Genomic DNA, 14,358 nt, shown 5'->3' on the forward strand with positions numbered 1-14,358 from the left:
GTAATCTTGATGTCGGGGATGCGGTTCGCCTCCGGTAGTGACTGGTGCGTGATCGTGCCTGGTGGGCGACCGCGCCAGTCGGACCAGGCAAGTGAGTGGGCCGTGTCGCGGGCGGGCCGGACGACCAGCGCGATGAAGAGGCGGCAGATCTCGTCGCAGGACAAACGGGATCACGTCGTCCGGCGTGGGCCGGTGTGCGTGTTCGTCGGCGCGGACGACGGCGAGGAAGGCGTGGGCCGGCATCGCGAGGGTGACCCGGCGGGCCCAGGCGGGACAGCGGCGGACCTGGTGCTCATCCAGCCCGCCCGGCCCTGGTGACGACTGATGCCGCCAGATGCCGTTGTGCCTGATCGAACCACATGCGTCGTACCGGACGCCGGTACCTCGTACGGCAACGTCCAAAGGCGTCCGGCCACCCCATGGCCACCCGGAAGGTGCCCGCCGCCCCTGGAAGTCACCCAACGCCGGCTGTTGGGTCCGAACACCTACGGGCCCAGCTCACGCCCCGCGTCACGGCGTCCGCTCGTGCGGACCGATTCCCCCCTGTGGTGAGCGCACGCCACGGAAGTCCACCCGTGGGACGGCTCTGTCCGCCGTATCATGACGGCACACGGGAAGGAGCACCGTCCATGAGTGTCGACGCGATCACGCACACCGAGTTCCCCGCGGGATACGTGGTGTTCTTCGGCGCCGACGGAAAGATCATCATGACCCCGCGGAGCGAAGAGCACTCCAGCACGATCAGGTCGATGCAGATCGACTCTCTCGCCCTCGGCCGTCACGCGAAGGTCACCTCGGACGTCTACATCGACTTCCCCGCCGACGAGAACTCTGCCCCCGACCTGGCCATCCTGCGCGAGGACGCGCGCAAGGAGGGCAAGCGCTACAGCTTCGAGGACGTCCTGTTGATCTCGGAGGTCGTCTCCACGTCCTCGGCACGCAAGGATTACGACGACTGCACCGCGAAGTACGGCCGGTACGGCATCCCCGTCTACCTCGTCGTGGATCCCTACGCCCGGGAAGTCGTCCTGCACACCGAGCCCACCTCCAGCGGCTACAGCACCGCCCACACCCGCGCATACGGCACAGGCAAGCTCCCCATCCCCCTGGCCGACGGCCGCACCTTCACCCTCGACCTCGACGAACTCCCCCTGCCGGACCCGGAGCCCGACACTCACTGAGTCTGAGGGAACGCGCCCCGAAGCAGGAAGAGGCCCGGCAGCCGGAACCACAGGTCAAAGCCTTGCGATCGACCGCTGGCGACATCTCGTGGAACCCCGACCTACGCATTACGATGCGTAGACCACAAGTGTCCGAATAGCCCGGATTCCAAGGTCAACGAAAACAAGAAACCCCAGGTCAAAGGCTTGACCTGGGGTTCACCACAGAGCCGCCTTCGGGATTCGAACCCGAGACCTACGCATTACGAGACCGTGAGCGTTCGTGTTGCGTCGTGCCTCGCCATGTTCCTACGTGACGTTTTTGCTGATCAGAGCGCATGCAGCACGTTGGCCTGTGCCGACCCGTGCTGCACCGTCCAAAGGCGTCTGTCCACCGGCTGTCCACCGGAGGGTTTGCCACCGGTGCACCAGCGAGACCGGGCTGGACTCCCGGCGGCGCTGTCAACCAGATGGAGAGGCAAACAGAGGTCACTGTAGGGCCTCTACAAGCATCCCTTCGCTGGATTCGGTCACCGTGTCCCCCTGCTCGGGTGCCGGCGACGCCGCGTCGGCACACACAACGCCGCTGGCACGGCCCTGCTCGACATGGCGCCGAGCTATGCGGGAACCGTCTGGAGAAAGCTCTGGTGGACCAGCACCGCAAGTGTGTGCCCTGCACAAATGCGGTCACCGAGGTCCTCCTACTCCTGCGCAGGCATGCCGATGTCCGAGAAGATGTCCAAGGCCTGCTGCCCCATCAGCTCAGCGGTGGCGCCGTCGGTCTCCTGGTGGGCGCGGGCGAGTCCCCTGCGGGTGCGGGCCTCGCCGAGTCGGTGGCCGGTCTCGCGGTGTACCGCCAGGGCCTCGTGGCCGAGCTTGACGGCTGTGGCGTGTGCGGAAAGGGCTGTCAGGGCGTGGCCCTCCACCACGGGGAAGGAGTGGTCGCGGGCCAGGCTCAGTGCCTGTTCGGCATGTCCGCGGGCCTCGTCGGGCAGGCCCAGGTGCTGGTGTGTGAGGGAGAGGCTCAGGCTGTCCGCCTCGGCGCGTATCGATGTCGCCTTGCGGGCCGGGGCGAGAGCCTGGACCCGCGTTGCCGACACGTACTCGGTCATGTACTGGGTTGCTGCCCCGTTCCGGTGGATGCACCTCGCCGAGCTGGCCGTTATGAAGCAACGGTTGGCCGCCGAGCGTGCCCACCCGATCGCCGCCACGGAGGCCGCACGCGATGAGGCCGGACCCTTCCTCAACTCGGGCGACTTCGCTGGCGGGTTGGCCATCGTGAACCGCGCGGTCGTTGAGGCCGAGTCGACCCTTGAGGGGCGCGACCGGGTGTACGGCTTGGGCATTCTGCACCTGCTCGGGCTGACGCTGGCGGGTCGGATCAAGGACAAGCGAGGTGGTGCCGGCGTCGGCGTCGGCGGTCAGGCTCGGACGTCGAGTACGTACTTGCCCGTGGACGCCCGGGTCTCCAGCAGTTCGTGGGCGTGCACGACGTCCTTCAGCGGCAGTGTCTTGACGTCGACGCGAACTCCGCCCTTCGCGACCTCGGTCAGTGCGCGTTCCAGGTGGGCACGGAGCAGTGCGGGTGCGCGGCCGGCAACGCCGCCGAGGTTGTAGCCGACGAGCGAACTGTTCGTGTACCAGGGGTGGTTGCCCTCGAAGGTGACGTCCTCCGCCGCCGCGTTGCCGAAGATGACATGCCGTCCGAAGGCCGCCAGCAGGGCGGTCACGGAGGAGCGGAACGCGCCGCCGACCGAGTCCAGAACGAGGTCGGCGCCCACTCCACCGGTCCGCTCGGCCACCTCCCGTTCGATCTCCTCGTACGACACGACGCTGTCGTAGCCGAAGCCGCGGGCGTACTCGGCCTTGGCCGGGGTGCTGGTCACGCCGATCACCGTGGTCGCGCCCAGCGAGCGGGCCAGCTGGGCGGCGGCCGTGCCGACTCCGCCGGCGGCGGCGAGGACGACCACGGTCTCCCCCTCGGCGAGGTGGCCGGCCGAGGTGAGCAGGCCCAGTGCGGTGGTGACGTTGCACAGGGCGCCGGCCGCCAGGGCGCCGTCCAGTTCGGCGAGTTCGCCGTCGAGCCGTACGGTGTGCTCCGCGCCCACCTCGACGACCTCGGCGTTTCCGCCGCCGCCCAGGGTGAGGGCGGCCACCCGGTCGCCGGGCGCGAAGCCGGTGACGCCGGCGCCGACGGCACGGACCCGGCCGACCGCCTCAAGGCCCGGGAAGTGCGGCAGGTCCACGGGGAACTGGCCGCGGCGGAACATCACTTCGGCGAAGTTCACGCCCGCGTACTCGACGTCGACGGTGACCCGGCCGGGCTGTGCCTCCGGTATCGGGGCCTCCGCGACGGTCAGGACGGAGGGGCCGCCGAAGGACTCGAAGCGGACTGCGCGCATCGTGGTTTCGGGGGTCTGAGTGGTTTCGGGGGTCTGGGAGGTGTTCGTCATCGGATTCCCGTCTCGCTGAGGGTGCTGGTGGGGCCGTGTCCGGTGAGCAGGCGGGTGTCGCCCGGACAGGCGGTGGCGATCATGCGGAGGGAGGTGTCCAGGCTCTGAGGGCTCGCGCCGGGTGCGTCCGCGCGCCCCTTGCCGGCGGCGAGCAGAGTGTCGCCGGTGGCGAGCAGCGGTGCCTCGGCGCCGTCGAAGCGGAACATCACGGAGCCGCCGGTGTGGCCGGGGGTGTGGAGCACCGTGACCCGGCCCGTCGCGAAGGCCAGTTCGCCGCCGTGTTCGGGCAGGTCGGCGACCTCGTCGGGCTCCCGGTCGGGGTGGCCGACGAGCAGTTCGCGGGGGAAGGTGTCCGGCAGCCCCTTGGCCGGGGCACCGAACTGGTAGCGGTCGGCCGAGTGGATCCACGCGGCGATGCCATAGCGCCGGGCGAGCGGCACCGCGTCCCAGGTGTGGTCCATGTGGCCGTGGGTGATCAAGATCGCCTCGGGTTCGAGCCGGTGGGCGCGGACGGTCTCGGCGACCGCGTCGGCGGCGTCGTGCCCGGGGTCGACGATCAGACAGGGCGATCCGGGTCCCGCGGCGACGATATGGACGTTCGTGCCGAACTTGCCGGCGGTGGCGGACAGTACGAGCATGGCCTCGACTCTGTCGGAGTCCTCGACCATATGTCAATTGGCGTTTGTGAAGCAGAGCTCTGGCTTATCACTCATCTATAGTACGGCGTGGCAGCGCCCGGGGGACGAGGCACCTTCGCCCGATGGGTGCGCCGACGCCGGTCGGAAGAAGGGGAGTTCACAGGTGAAGGCCATCGCCATCCAGCGTTACGGAGGGCCGGAGGTCCTTCGGCTCATGGACCTCCCGGAGCCGCGGATAGGGCCGGACGTCGTGCTCGTCCGTGTGTGGTACGCGGGGGTCAATCCGGCAGACTGGAAGATCCGGGAGGGCTATATCGACGACTGGTTCGAGTCGCACTTCCCCATGGTGATGGGCTGCGACCTGTCCGGTGTCGTCGAGCGCGTGGGCCTCGGCGTCACCGAGTTCGCCCCGGGCGACGAGGTCGTCGGCTACGTCCGCGCCGATCACATGCAGCGCGGCACGTACGGCGAACTGGTGGCCGCCCCCGTGCGCACCCTGGCCCACAAGCCGCGCTCCCTCGACTGGCGGGCCGCCGCCGGACTTCCGGCCGCCGGCCTCACCGCCTACCAGGCGCTGCGCCGCCATCTGGAGGTCGGCCGCGGTGACGTACTGCTCGTGCATGCGGCGGCCGGCGGGGTCGGCTCCCTCGCCGTGCAGATCGGCCGTGCTCTCGGTGCCCGGGTCATCGGCACGGCGAGCGAGCGCAACCACGAGTTCCTGCGCTCGCTCGGCGTCGAGCCCGTGACATACGGCCCCGGACTCGGCGACCGGGTCCGGGCCCTGGTCCCGGAGGGGGTCGACGCGGTCTTCGACCTGATGGGTGGTGACACGCTGCACGGTTCCCCCGCCCTGCTGCGTCCGGGCGGTCGCCTCGCGTCCATCTCCGGCGACGTGACCGGGCTGGGCGGGCGCTACGTCTTCGTCCGCCCCGACCCGGCCGACCTCGCCGCACTGGCGGCACTGGCGGACAGCGGCGAGGTACGGGTCCATGTCAGCGCCGAGTTCCCGCTCGCCGACGCGGCACGGGCACACGAACTGGTCGCGACCGGCCATGTGCGCGGCAAGGTCGTCCTGGCGGTCGCACCGTCCTGACCGCATGGCGAAGAACAGTGAAGGGCCGTCCCCGGTGGGCGGCCCTTTTCCTTGTCCCCTCTCCCTGTGCTCTCTGTGGGCCGTGTCCCTTCCGTCTCTCCAGTGAGTCTCGAGCGGCTCTCGAATCGGCTCCGCCGTCGGCCTCAGGCGAGCTGTGGCGGAGCCGTCAGTGAACCCCTCGGTGTTCTGGGCCGAGCCCTCAGAGGCGGCTGCGAGGCTGATTTCGTGCCTCCCGGGGGGCCGCCGAACGAAACCACCGACGAACGGGACTGGGCATGACCATTGCTGAGCAGGAGCGGCCGGGCGCTGCCCCGGCCGCGGCCGAACCGGCCTACCAGCGTTCGATGGACCGGGTGCTGGTGCACCGCCGCGCCATCATGGAGGTCTTCGTCACGGACGCGGCACGGATCGGCGACGACACCTTCGCCGTCGCGGTCCAGGCGCCCCGCGCGCACAGCTACTACAACGACCACACCCAGCGGCCCGCGCTGCTCGATCCGCTGTTCCTCCTGGAGGCGGCCCGGCAGGCGGTCACCGTCGTGGCGCATCAGTGGCTGGGGGTCTCGTACGACACGTCGTTCCTGATCAGCGACTGGACCACCGAGTTCACGGCGTTGCCCGCGCTGCGGGCCCGGGGCGAGGCGCCGGACGAGTTCGTCGTCGAGGTCACCACCCGTGATCTCAAGCGGCGCGGTACGCGGCTGCTGGCCGCCACGCTGGAGTGCGTGTTCGTCGTCGGCGGCCGGCCTGCCGGGACGAGCCGGATCGTGGCCGGTTACCTCAGCCGTGACGGTTACGGGGCGCACCGCGAGAAGAGCCGCGGAACCGTTCCACCGCTCTCCTGCGACATGCCGCACGAGCGGACAGGCGTCCCCGTGGCGCCCGGACTCGTGGGTCGTGAGCGGGCCGGGAACGTGGTGCTGACCGATGTGACACACCCGGGCGGCTCCGCTCCTTTGACCGCCCTGCTCGACGTCCCCGTGCAGCACCCGGCGATGTACGACCACCCACTGGACCATGTGCCGGCGATGGCCCTGATGGAGGCGGCCCGCCAGGCGGCGGTGCTCGTCGCCGGGGCGCCGGCCGAGCGGCGGTACGCGTACGCCTTCGAGGCCACCTTCAGCCGCTTCGTGGAGCTGGACAGTCCCGTGGCGGTCGTCGCCACCCCCTCCGGCGGCGACCGCCTCACCGTCGACTTCCAGCAGGACGGCTCATCCGTCTGCACCGCCGTCGTCGCGGTGGCCGGGCTTGCGGCTCCACCGGCGGCGGACGCGGCCACGGCCGCGGACGGCGGGTGACGGTCCGTGCGACTGCACTCACCGCTCGGGCTGATCGCCGCGGCCTGGTACCCGCAACAGCGGCAGACGGTCGAGGACGCCCTGGCCGCCGGCGACATCGACAGCCGTACCGCCCGCGAACTCGGCTACACCTCCCTGCCGGTCAGCGAGCACACGGCGCCGCCGGACATGGCCGTCGAGGCCGCGACGGAGGTGCTCGAACGCTCCGGTGCCCCGGCCGGCCGGCTGTCGCTGGTCCTGCACGCGAGCGTCCACCACCAGGGCCATGACGCCTGGTCCGCCCCGCACTACGTGGCCCGGCGGCTCGGTGCCCACCGCGCCGTACCGATCGGGCTGCTGCAGCAGTGCAACGGCGGGGCCATCGGTATCGAACTGGCCGCGAGCCGTCTCCAGGGCGACCCGGCCGCCGGGCCCGCGCTGGTGACGACGGCCGACCGGTTCCTGATGCCGAGCTGGCACCGCTGGCTCAGCGACTACGGCATGGCGGCGGGGGACGCGGCCACAGCCGTCCTCGTCCACCGCATGGCCGGCGCGGCGGAGGCGTCCGGGTCCCCGGCGACGTCGCACCCGCTCACCCCGGACCTGCTGCTGCACTCCCTCGCGACCGATGTCGCGGCCGAACTCGAAGTCATGCACCGGGGTGACGACGAGCTCAACGCGACGCCCATGGGCCACAGTTCGATGATCGACGTACGGCGCACCAAGCGGGCGTTCATCAAGGCGTACGGCGTCGACTTCTTCCTCAAGACGGCCGCCGAGCGCATCCGTGCCGTCGTGGAGGAGAGCCTGGCCGACGCCGGACTCGCCCCGGACGACCCCCGGCTGCGGCACGCCGTCATCCCCCGGCTGGGGAGCAAGGCCATGGAGGAGGCGTACATCCCTCCGCTGAGGGACGTCACTTCCGCGGAGGTGCTCGACCTCGGCCGGGCCACCGGGCACGTGGGTTCCGGTGATCTCAACGCCTCCCTCGCCGACCTGGCCCGTACCGATTTGCTGGAGCCCGGGCAGTTCGCGCTCGTGCTGAACGGCGGCGGCGGGTTCACGTTCACGGCGGTGGTGGTCGGCAGGCCCTGACCGGCCGTCCGGCACGCCCCCGCTTCAGCACCGACGAACAGCCGACGGACAACCGACGAGCAATCACACGATCAAGGAGATCCACCATGTCCGCACACCAGGACCGTCTCTTCACCCTCGTCACCGACAAGCTCGGTGTCGCTCCCGAGGACCTCGACACCACCGCCACCTTCGACGCCCTCGACCTGGACTCGCTCGCGCTGATCGAGCTCAGCGTCATCGTGCAGAAGGAGTTCGGCGTCCAGATCGACGAGACCGCGCTGACCCCCGACAACACCTTCGCCGACGTCCTGACCGTCATCGACGCCAAGGCCGCGGTGGCCCGATGACGGACACCCGGACACAGGCGCGTCCCGGGCGCGGCCGGCGATTCGACGTCGCCGTCACGGGAGTCGGTCTGGTCACCCCGGCCGGTCTGGGCGTCGAGGCCAACGTGGAACGGGTCTGGTCGGGGCGGTCCACCGCGGCCACCGACCCCGAACTCACGGGCCTGTCCGTCGACTTCGCCTGTCGTGTACCGGACTTCGACGCGGCGGCGCTGCTGGGTCGGCGCAGCGCCGTACGCATGGACCGGGTCAGCCACTTCGGTGTGGTCGCGGCCCGGCAGGCGGTGGCGGACGCCGGACTCGCCCCGGACGCGTGGGAGGGCCCCCGGGTCGGTGTGGTCGTCGGTACGTCGCTGGGCGGCTGGTCCACGGCCGAGCGGGAGCACGGCAACCGGCTGGCCGACGGCCCGGAGTTCGTCTCCCCACTGCTGATGGTGATGGGGCCGGTCAACATGACCGCCGGCTATATCGCCATGGACCTCAAGGCCCTGGGTCCCAACCAGGTGGTGTCCACGGCCTGCGCGTCCGGCAACACGGCGATCGGGTACGCCCGCGCCCTGCTGGAGGCCGGGGTCTGCGACATCGTGCTGGCGGGCGGCGCCGAGGCGGCGATGTCCCCGACGGCGATGGCCAGTCTGGCGCGGGCCGGCGCGCTGTCCACCCGGGGCGACGACCCGGCGTCCGCCTCGCGCCCGTTCGACGCCGACCGCGACGGCTTCGTCGCGGGCGAGGGCGCGGCCATGCTGGTGCTGGAACGGGTCGAGGACGCGCGGGCGCGGGGCGCCCGGATCCGGGCCCGGGTGTCCGGGTTCGGCGCGTCCGCCGACGGCCATCACGCGTCGGCGCCCGATCCGACGGGCGGCGGCGCCGAGCGGGCCGTCCGGGCGGCGCTCGCCGACGCCGTGGTCGACCCGTCCGAGGTGGACCACATCAACGCGCACGGCACGTCCACCCAGCTCAACGACATCACCGAGGCCGGGATGATCCGCCGGGTGTTCGGCGAGCAGCCCGCCGTCACCTCCACCAAGGGTGTCGTGGGTCATCTGCTGGGCGCGGCCGGAGCCGCCGAGGCGGTGTACACCGTGCTCGCCGTCGAGCGGCGCCTCGTCCCGCCGACCGCCAACCTGACGAGTCAGGACCCGGGCATCGGGGTGGACGTCGTGGCCAAGGAGGCACGCCCGTTGGAGATCGGCGCCGCGGTGAACAACTCCTTCGGCTTCGGCGGCCAGAACGCGGTGATCGTGGTGACCCCGGCGTGAGTACGGCTCAGCGGTCCACGAACGCCGGTGCGCCCGCGGGCCGTTCGGTCCTCGTCACCGGGGGCAACCGGGGCATCGGTCTGGCCGTCGCCCGTTCGCTCGCCGCGCGCGGCGACCGGGTGGCGGTCACCTACCGCACCGGTGAGCCGCCGACCGGGCTGCTCGGGGTGCGCTGCGACGTCACCGACGAGGAACAGGTGGAGCGTGCCTTCAAGGAGGTCGCGGCGGCGCAGGGCGATGTCGAGGTGCTGGTCGCGAACGCCGGGATCACCCGGGACGGGCTGCTGCTGGCGCTCGACGACGAGGCGGTCGACACCGTGCTCGACACCAATCTGCGGGCGGTGATCCGGGTCGCCCGGCACGCCGCCCGGAGCATGCTCGGCGGGCGCTGGGGCCGACTGGTGCTCATCTCCTCGGCCGTCGCGTTCACCGGTTCGCCCGGCCAGACCAACTACACCGCCGCCAAGGCCGGTCTCGTGGGCCTCGCCCGCTCCCTCGCCTGGGAGCTGGGCGGCCGTGGCATCACCGTCAACGTCGTCGCCCCCGGCCTCGTCGAGACGGACATGCTGCGCGACGTGCGCCCCGCCCGCCTTGAGCAGTACCTGGCGATGACCCCGCTCGGCCGGCCCGGCACCACCGAGGAGGTGGCGGCGGCCGTCGGATTCCTCACCGGTGAGCACGCCTCGTACATCACCGGCGCCGTGCTGCCGGTCAGCGGTGGGCTCGGCATGGGTCACTGACGCCCCGTGCCGCCTCGTCCACCACCCCACGCAAGCGCAGGAACAGGAGAGGGACCATGCCAGTCGGTGTCCTGTCGATCGGCTCCTACATACCGGACAAGGTCGTCGACAACCAGCAGATCAGCACCTGGACGGGGATGCCCGAGTCCTGGGTGACCGAGCGCACCGGAATACTTCAGCGCCGGTACGCCGAGCCGGGCACCACGACGTCCGACCTCGCCGTGCCCGCCGCCCGCGAGGCGCTGGAGGGCGTCGGCCCCGAGGCGCGCGCCGAACTCGGCGCGCTGGTCGTGGCGACCAGCACCCCGGACGTACCGCAGCCGTCCACGGCGGCGATCCTCCAGCACAAGCTGGGGCTCTCCGCGCTGCCCTCCTTCGACATCAACGCCGTCTGCAGCGGCTTCCTGTACGGCCTCTCGGTCGCCGAGGGGCTGCTGCGGGCCGGGCGTCACGGTGAGCATGTGCTGCTGGTCGGTGCCGACATGTTCTCCACGATCATGGACAGGTCCGACCGGCGCACGGTGAGTCTGTTCGGCGACGGCGCGGGCGCCGTCGTGCTCGGCACGGTCCCCGAAGGCTACGGCCTGCAGTCGGTGCACCTGGTCACGGACGGGGAGTTCCACCACTACGTGGAGGTGGAGGCCGGCGGTACCCGGACGCCGCTCGACGAGGAGGCCCGCGACGCCGGGAAGCACTTCTTCCGCATGGACGGGCGGGCGGTGCGCGACTACGCGCTGTCGATGCTGGCGAAGCTGACCGCCGTGACCCTCGACGACTGCGGGCTGGCCCTGGAGGACATCGACCGGTTCGTCTTCCACCAGGCGAACACCAGGCTCCTGGAGACCTTCGTGGCGGAGGCGGGGATCGACCCGCGGCGGGTCGCCTACACCGCGCCGCACCTCGGCAACACCGTCGCCGCGTCCGTGCCGCTCACCCTGCACGCCACCCATCGGGAGCGGCCCCTCAGGCGCGGCGAGCGGGTGCTGCTGGCATCGGTGGGCGGCGGCATGACGGCGGGCGCGGCGCTGCTGACCTGGTACTGACGCACGGGCCGCGCATGCCCGCGCCCCACGAACACACCCATCACACGCACTAGTTGGAGGAGCCATGAGGCTCGACGGACAGACCGCCGTCATCACCGGCGGCACGCGGGGCCTGGGCCGGGCGATCGCCGAGGCATGCCTCGCGGAGGGTGCCTCGGTGGTGGTCGCCGCGCGCAACCCGTACGACGTCAAGGAGTTGGCCGACGAGTACGGCGGCCGGCTGCTCTACCACCAGACGGATGTCACCGACGAGCGGTCGGTGGCCGGTCTGATGACCGCCGCCGTCGAGGCGTTCGGCGGCATCGACGTCCTGGTCAACAACGCCGGCGTCAGCCGTGACGGCAAGATCGCCCGGCTGTCGGTGACCGACTGGAACACCACGCTGGCCACCAATCTGACCGGTGTCTTCCTGTGCACACGCGCGGTGATCGCGCCGATGACCGCGCCCGGCAGTGCGACGGGCGCGGGTGGCCGCATCATCAACGTGTCGTCCTGTGTGGCCGGGCGGGCGGCGATCGGCGCCGCCGCGTACAGCGCGAGCAAGGCCGCCGTGGAGATGTTCACCCGGACCTCGGCGGCGGAGCTGGCCCCCAAGGGCATCACCGTCAACTGCCTGTCGCCCGGCTACATCGACGAGGGCATGGGCAAGGAGCTGGCCGCCAACGAGCGCGCGTGGGAGAGCTACCGCGGGCGGCTGCTCTCCGGGCGGCTCGGCCGGCCCGAGGAGGTCGGCGCCACGGCGGTGTTCCTCGCTTCCCGGGACAGCTCGTACGTCAACGGCAGTGTGGTCGAGGTCAACGGGGGGTTGATGTGGGCGGCCTGACCAAGGCCGGGCCCGAGGGGTCCGTACTGGTCGTCGGCGCGGGCCCGGTGGGTCTGGTCCTCGCCTGCGAGCTGCTCCAGCGCGGAGTCGCGGTACGTGTCGTGGACGCCGGGCGCGGTGTGTCGGCGCACTCCCGGGCGAACGTCGTATGGCCGCGCAACCTCGAACTCCTCGACCGGATCGGGGTGACCGACGAGCTGCTCGGCCTCGGCCACCGGCTGGCGGGGACGGCGTTCTACTCGCGTGGTCGGCGGCTGGCCACGGCGTGGATGAGCAGACTGCCCGACTCGCCGTACCCGTTCGCGCTGACGATCTCGCAGAACGAGACCGAGCGGGTGCTCCGGCGGCGGCTCGGCGAGCTCGGCGGCACCGTCGAGGACGGGGTGCGGCTGACGTCGTTGGACAACGCGGGCGGTGTGCCGTCGGTCAAGCTGGAGCACGACGGCGGACGGGTCGAGGAGCTCGAACCGGGCTGGCTGGTCGGCGCGGACGGCGCGCACAGCACCGTCCGCAAGGAGCTGGGCATCGACTACGCGGGTCCGCCGGTCGATGTGTCGTTCGCCATCACCGACGCCCGGTTGACCACCAGCCTCCCCGAGGACCTCTCGCACTACTGCTACGCGCCGAGCGGTGCCATCGTGCTCGGCCCGATGGGCGACGGCGTCCACCGGATCGCGCTGAACGTGCCGCACGACGCCTACGACCAGCACAGTCCGCCGCCGCGCGAGATGTTCCAGCGGGTCGTCGACGACCGGGCGGCCCGTCGCAGCGTGGTCGAGGAGCTGCTGTGGAGCGGTTCCTTCCGGGTACGGGTCCGGATCGCATCCCGGTTCCGCCGCGACCGTTGCTTCCTGGTGGGCGACGCCGCCCATGTGATCAGCCCGGCCGGCGGCCAGGGCATGAACACCGGGATGCAGGACGCGTTCAATCTGGCGTGGAAGCTGTCCGGGGTGGTCCTCGGGGAGTTCGGGGAGGGCATCCTCGACTCCTACGACAGCGAGCGGCGGGCGGTCTCGCACGATGTGGCGCGCTCGACCGGGTGGCTGACCAAGGCCGGGCTGGTCAACACACCGGCGAAGGTCGCGCTGCGCGACGCGGCGTTCATGGCGGCCGACCGGACAGGTCTTTTCCAGCGCAGGCTCGCCCCGCAGCTCGGCCAGACCGCGGTCAGTTACGACGGTGACCGTCATCCCCGGCTGCCGGTGAAGGTCGCGGGCCAGGCCGACGACGCGCCCCATCTGGCGAGCGGGGGCTGGCCGGTGATCGCCCGGGACCGGCACACGGTGCTGCTGTGGCCCGGGACCCGGACACCGCCGGCCGACTGGCGGCGCACCCGCGAGCGGGTGCGCGCGGCGCTGCCCGAGGGCACCCCCGTCCTCGACCTGACCCGGGCGCTGCCCTCGGGTCCGGCCCGGGCACTGGGCCCGGCGCCGACCGTGGCGGTGGTCCGCCCGGACGGTCATCTGCTGGCCCGGTGCGCCCCCGGGCGGCCGACGGAGATCGCACGACTGCTCGACCGAGCGGTAGACCCAAGGAGTCGGCCATGACGACGTTTTCCACCCCCACTCCCCCGGCGACCGGCCACTCCCGTCCGGTCGTGGCGTTCTTCGACGCCGACGAGACGCTCATCGCCATGAAGAGCCCGTTCTCCCTGCTGCGCTACCGGCTGCGGCGCCAGGGGGACGTCACGGGAGCCGCGTACGAGCGGATGGTGGAACCACTGCGGCGGCTGGCGTCGATGGGCGTCACCCCGGTCGAGGTGGTGTCCAAGTTCTACGAGCTGCACGCCGGCACCCCGTGGGACCATGTGCTGGCGGAGGCCCGCGCCTGGTACGCCGAACTGCGGGAACACGGTGCGCCGTTCATCGAGCCCACCGTCGCCCGGTTGCGCGGCCATCAGCAGGCGGGCCATCACACGGTGGTGATCTCGGGCTCGTGGCCGGCGACGCTGCTTCCGATCACCGACGACCTGGGCATCGACCTGGTGCTGTGCAGCGAGCCGGAGCTGGACGAGAGCCGGCGGATGACCGGGGCGATCCGGCACGCGATGTTCGGTCCGGCGAAGGCGGACGCGGTGCGGGAGGCGCTGGAGAAGTTCGGCGCGGACCCGGCGGACTGCCACGCCTACGGTGACGACCCGGGCGACCTGACCATGCTGGGGCTGGTGGGCCACCCGACGGTGGTCGGCGCGAACCCGACGATGCTGGCCCACGCCGCCGAACGTGGGTGGCCCGTCATTCCGGCCACGCTTGCCTCGGGGACGCAGCGGCAGCCGGTGTGACGGGGGCGCGGTCGCCCCCGCCGCCCCTACCCGTCCCTCCCCCACTCTCGGCTTCGCCCGACCGGGGGACCCCCATCCAGGGGCCGCGCCCCTTCAACCCCCGCCTACCAGCTCGGGAGACGGGGGTTGTGGGGCGGGTGCGGGTTCGATCTGGTTGCTCGCGCAGTTCC

14 protein-coding genes and 1 pseudogene are annotated in these 14,358 nt (G+C 71.6%); 11 read left to right on the forward strand and 4 right to left on the reverse strand.

The genetic code is table 11. From position 1 onward, the window contains the following. Nucleotides 1-19 precede the first annotated feature (19 nt). Nucleotides 20-405 (reverse strand): annotated as a pseudogene (locus MKW14_RS41585) (IS701 family transposase); the annotation flags it as partial. Between the two features lie 224 nt (nt 406-629). Between MKW14_RS41585 and MKW14_RS25280 the strand changes: the two are divergent. Continuing rightward, a complete protein-coding gene (locus tag MKW14_RS25280) occupies nt 630-1,181 on the forward strand; it encodes a Uma2 family endonuclease (protein WP_240865557.1) in 552 nt (183 codons plus the stop codon). Nucleotides 1,182-1,861: 680 nt separating this feature from the next. Here the strand turns inward: MKW14_RS25280 and MKW14_RS25285 are convergent. The 3 genes from MKW14_RS25285 to MKW14_RS25295 form a co-directional block, all read right to left on the reverse strand. Then, complete coding sequence (locus MKW14_RS25285; protein ID WP_240865560.1) at nt 1,862-2,272, reverse strand: tetratricopeptide repeat protein; 411 nt, start codon at nt 2,270-2,272, stop codon at nt 1,862-1,864. 309 nt (nt 2,273-2,581) lie between these two features. Then, complete coding sequence (locus MKW14_RS25290) at nt 2,582-3,613, reverse strand: quinone oxidoreductase family protein (protein ID WP_240865561.1); 1,032 nt, start codon at nt 3,611-3,613, stop codon at nt 2,582-2,584. Then, a complete protein-coding gene (locus MKW14_RS25295; RefSeq protein WP_240865564.1) occupies nt 3,610-4,251 on the reverse strand; it encodes an MBL fold metallo-hydrolase in 642 nt (213 codons plus the stop codon). Before MKW14_RS25295 ends, MKW14_RS25290 begins: the two co-directional genes overlap by 4 nt. A 163-nt stretch (nt 4,252-4,414) precedes the next feature. Between MKW14_RS25295 and MKW14_RS25300 the strand changes: the two genes are divergently transcribed. The 10 genes from MKW14_RS25300 to MKW14_RS25345 all read left to right on the forward strand — a co-directional run bounded on the left by MKW14_RS25300 (nt 4,415) and on the right by MKW14_RS25345 (nt 14,188). Next, complete coding sequence (locus MKW14_RS25300; protein WP_240865566.1) at nt 4,415-5,344, forward strand: NADP-dependent oxidoreductase; 930 nt, start codon at nt 4,415-4,417, stop codon at nt 5,342-5,344. A gap of 275 nt (nt 5,345-5,619) precedes the next feature. After that, a complete protein-coding gene (locus MKW14_RS25305; RefSeq protein ID WP_240865568.1) occupies nt 5,620-6,642 on the forward strand; it encodes a ScbA/BarX family gamma-butyrolactone biosynthesis protein in 1,023 nt (340 codons plus the stop codon). A 6-nt stretch (nt 6,643-6,648) separates the two neighbouring features. After that, on the forward strand, nt 6,649-7,716 hold the full coding sequence (locus MKW14_RS25310; protein ID WP_240865570.1) for a ketoacyl-ACP synthase III family protein: 1,068 nt from the start codon (nt 6,649-6,651) through the stop codon (nt 7,714-7,716). A gap of 86 nt (nt 7,717-7,802) precedes the next feature. Continuing rightward, entirely contained in the window at nt 7,803-8,045 is a 243-nt protein-coding gene (locus tag MKW14_RS25315) for an acyl carrier protein (RefSeq protein ID WP_240865572.1), read from the forward strand. Continuing rightward, nucleotides 8,042-9,301, forward strand: coding sequence for a beta-ketoacyl-[acyl-carrier-protein] synthase family protein (locus MKW14_RS25320; protein WP_240865575.1), 1,260 nt, complete (start codon nt 8,042-8,044; stop codon nt 9,299-9,301). The genes MKW14_RS25315 and MKW14_RS25320 overlap by 4 nt, the downstream gene beginning before the upstream one ends. Beyond that, entirely contained in the window at nt 9,298-10,041 is a 744-nt protein-coding gene (locus MKW14_RS25325; protein WP_240865577.1) for an SDR family oxidoreductase, read from the forward strand. Before MKW14_RS25320 ends, MKW14_RS25325 begins: the two co-directional genes overlap by 4 nt. A gap of 56 nt (nt 10,042-10,097) precedes the next feature. After that, a complete protein-coding gene (locus tag MKW14_RS25330) occupies nt 10,098-11,084 on the forward strand; it encodes a 3-oxoacyl-ACP synthase III family protein (RefSeq protein ID WP_240865578.1) in 987 nt (328 codons plus the stop codon). A gap of 64 nt (nt 11,085-11,148) precedes the next feature. Further along, nucleotides 11,149-11,907, forward strand: a complete 759-nt coding sequence (locus MKW14_RS25335) for an SDR family NAD(P)-dependent oxidoreductase (protein ID WP_240865580.1) — start codon at nt 11,149-11,151, stop codon at nt 11,905-11,907. Further along, on the forward strand, nt 11,895-13,454 hold the full coding sequence (locus tag MKW14_RS25340) for an FAD-dependent monooxygenase (protein ID WP_240865582.1): 1,560 nt from the start codon (nt 11,895-11,897) through the stop codon (nt 13,452-13,454). Before MKW14_RS25335 ends, MKW14_RS25340 begins: the two co-directional genes overlap by 13 nt. Beyond that, nucleotides 13,451-14,188: an HAD family hydrolase gene (locus MKW14_RS25345; RefSeq protein WP_240865585.1), complete on the forward strand. Its 738-nt coding sequence runs from the start codon at nt 13,451-13,453 to the stop codon at nt 14,186-14,188. Before MKW14_RS25340 ends, MKW14_RS25345 begins: the two co-directional genes overlap by 4 nt. Nucleotides 14,189-14,358 lie beyond the last annotated feature (170 nt).

The sequence above is a fragment of the Streptomyces gilvus genome (assembly GCF_022513565.1).
GTDB lineage: Bacteria > Actinomycetota > Actinomycetes > Streptomycetales > Streptomycetaceae > Streptomyces > Streptomyces gilvus.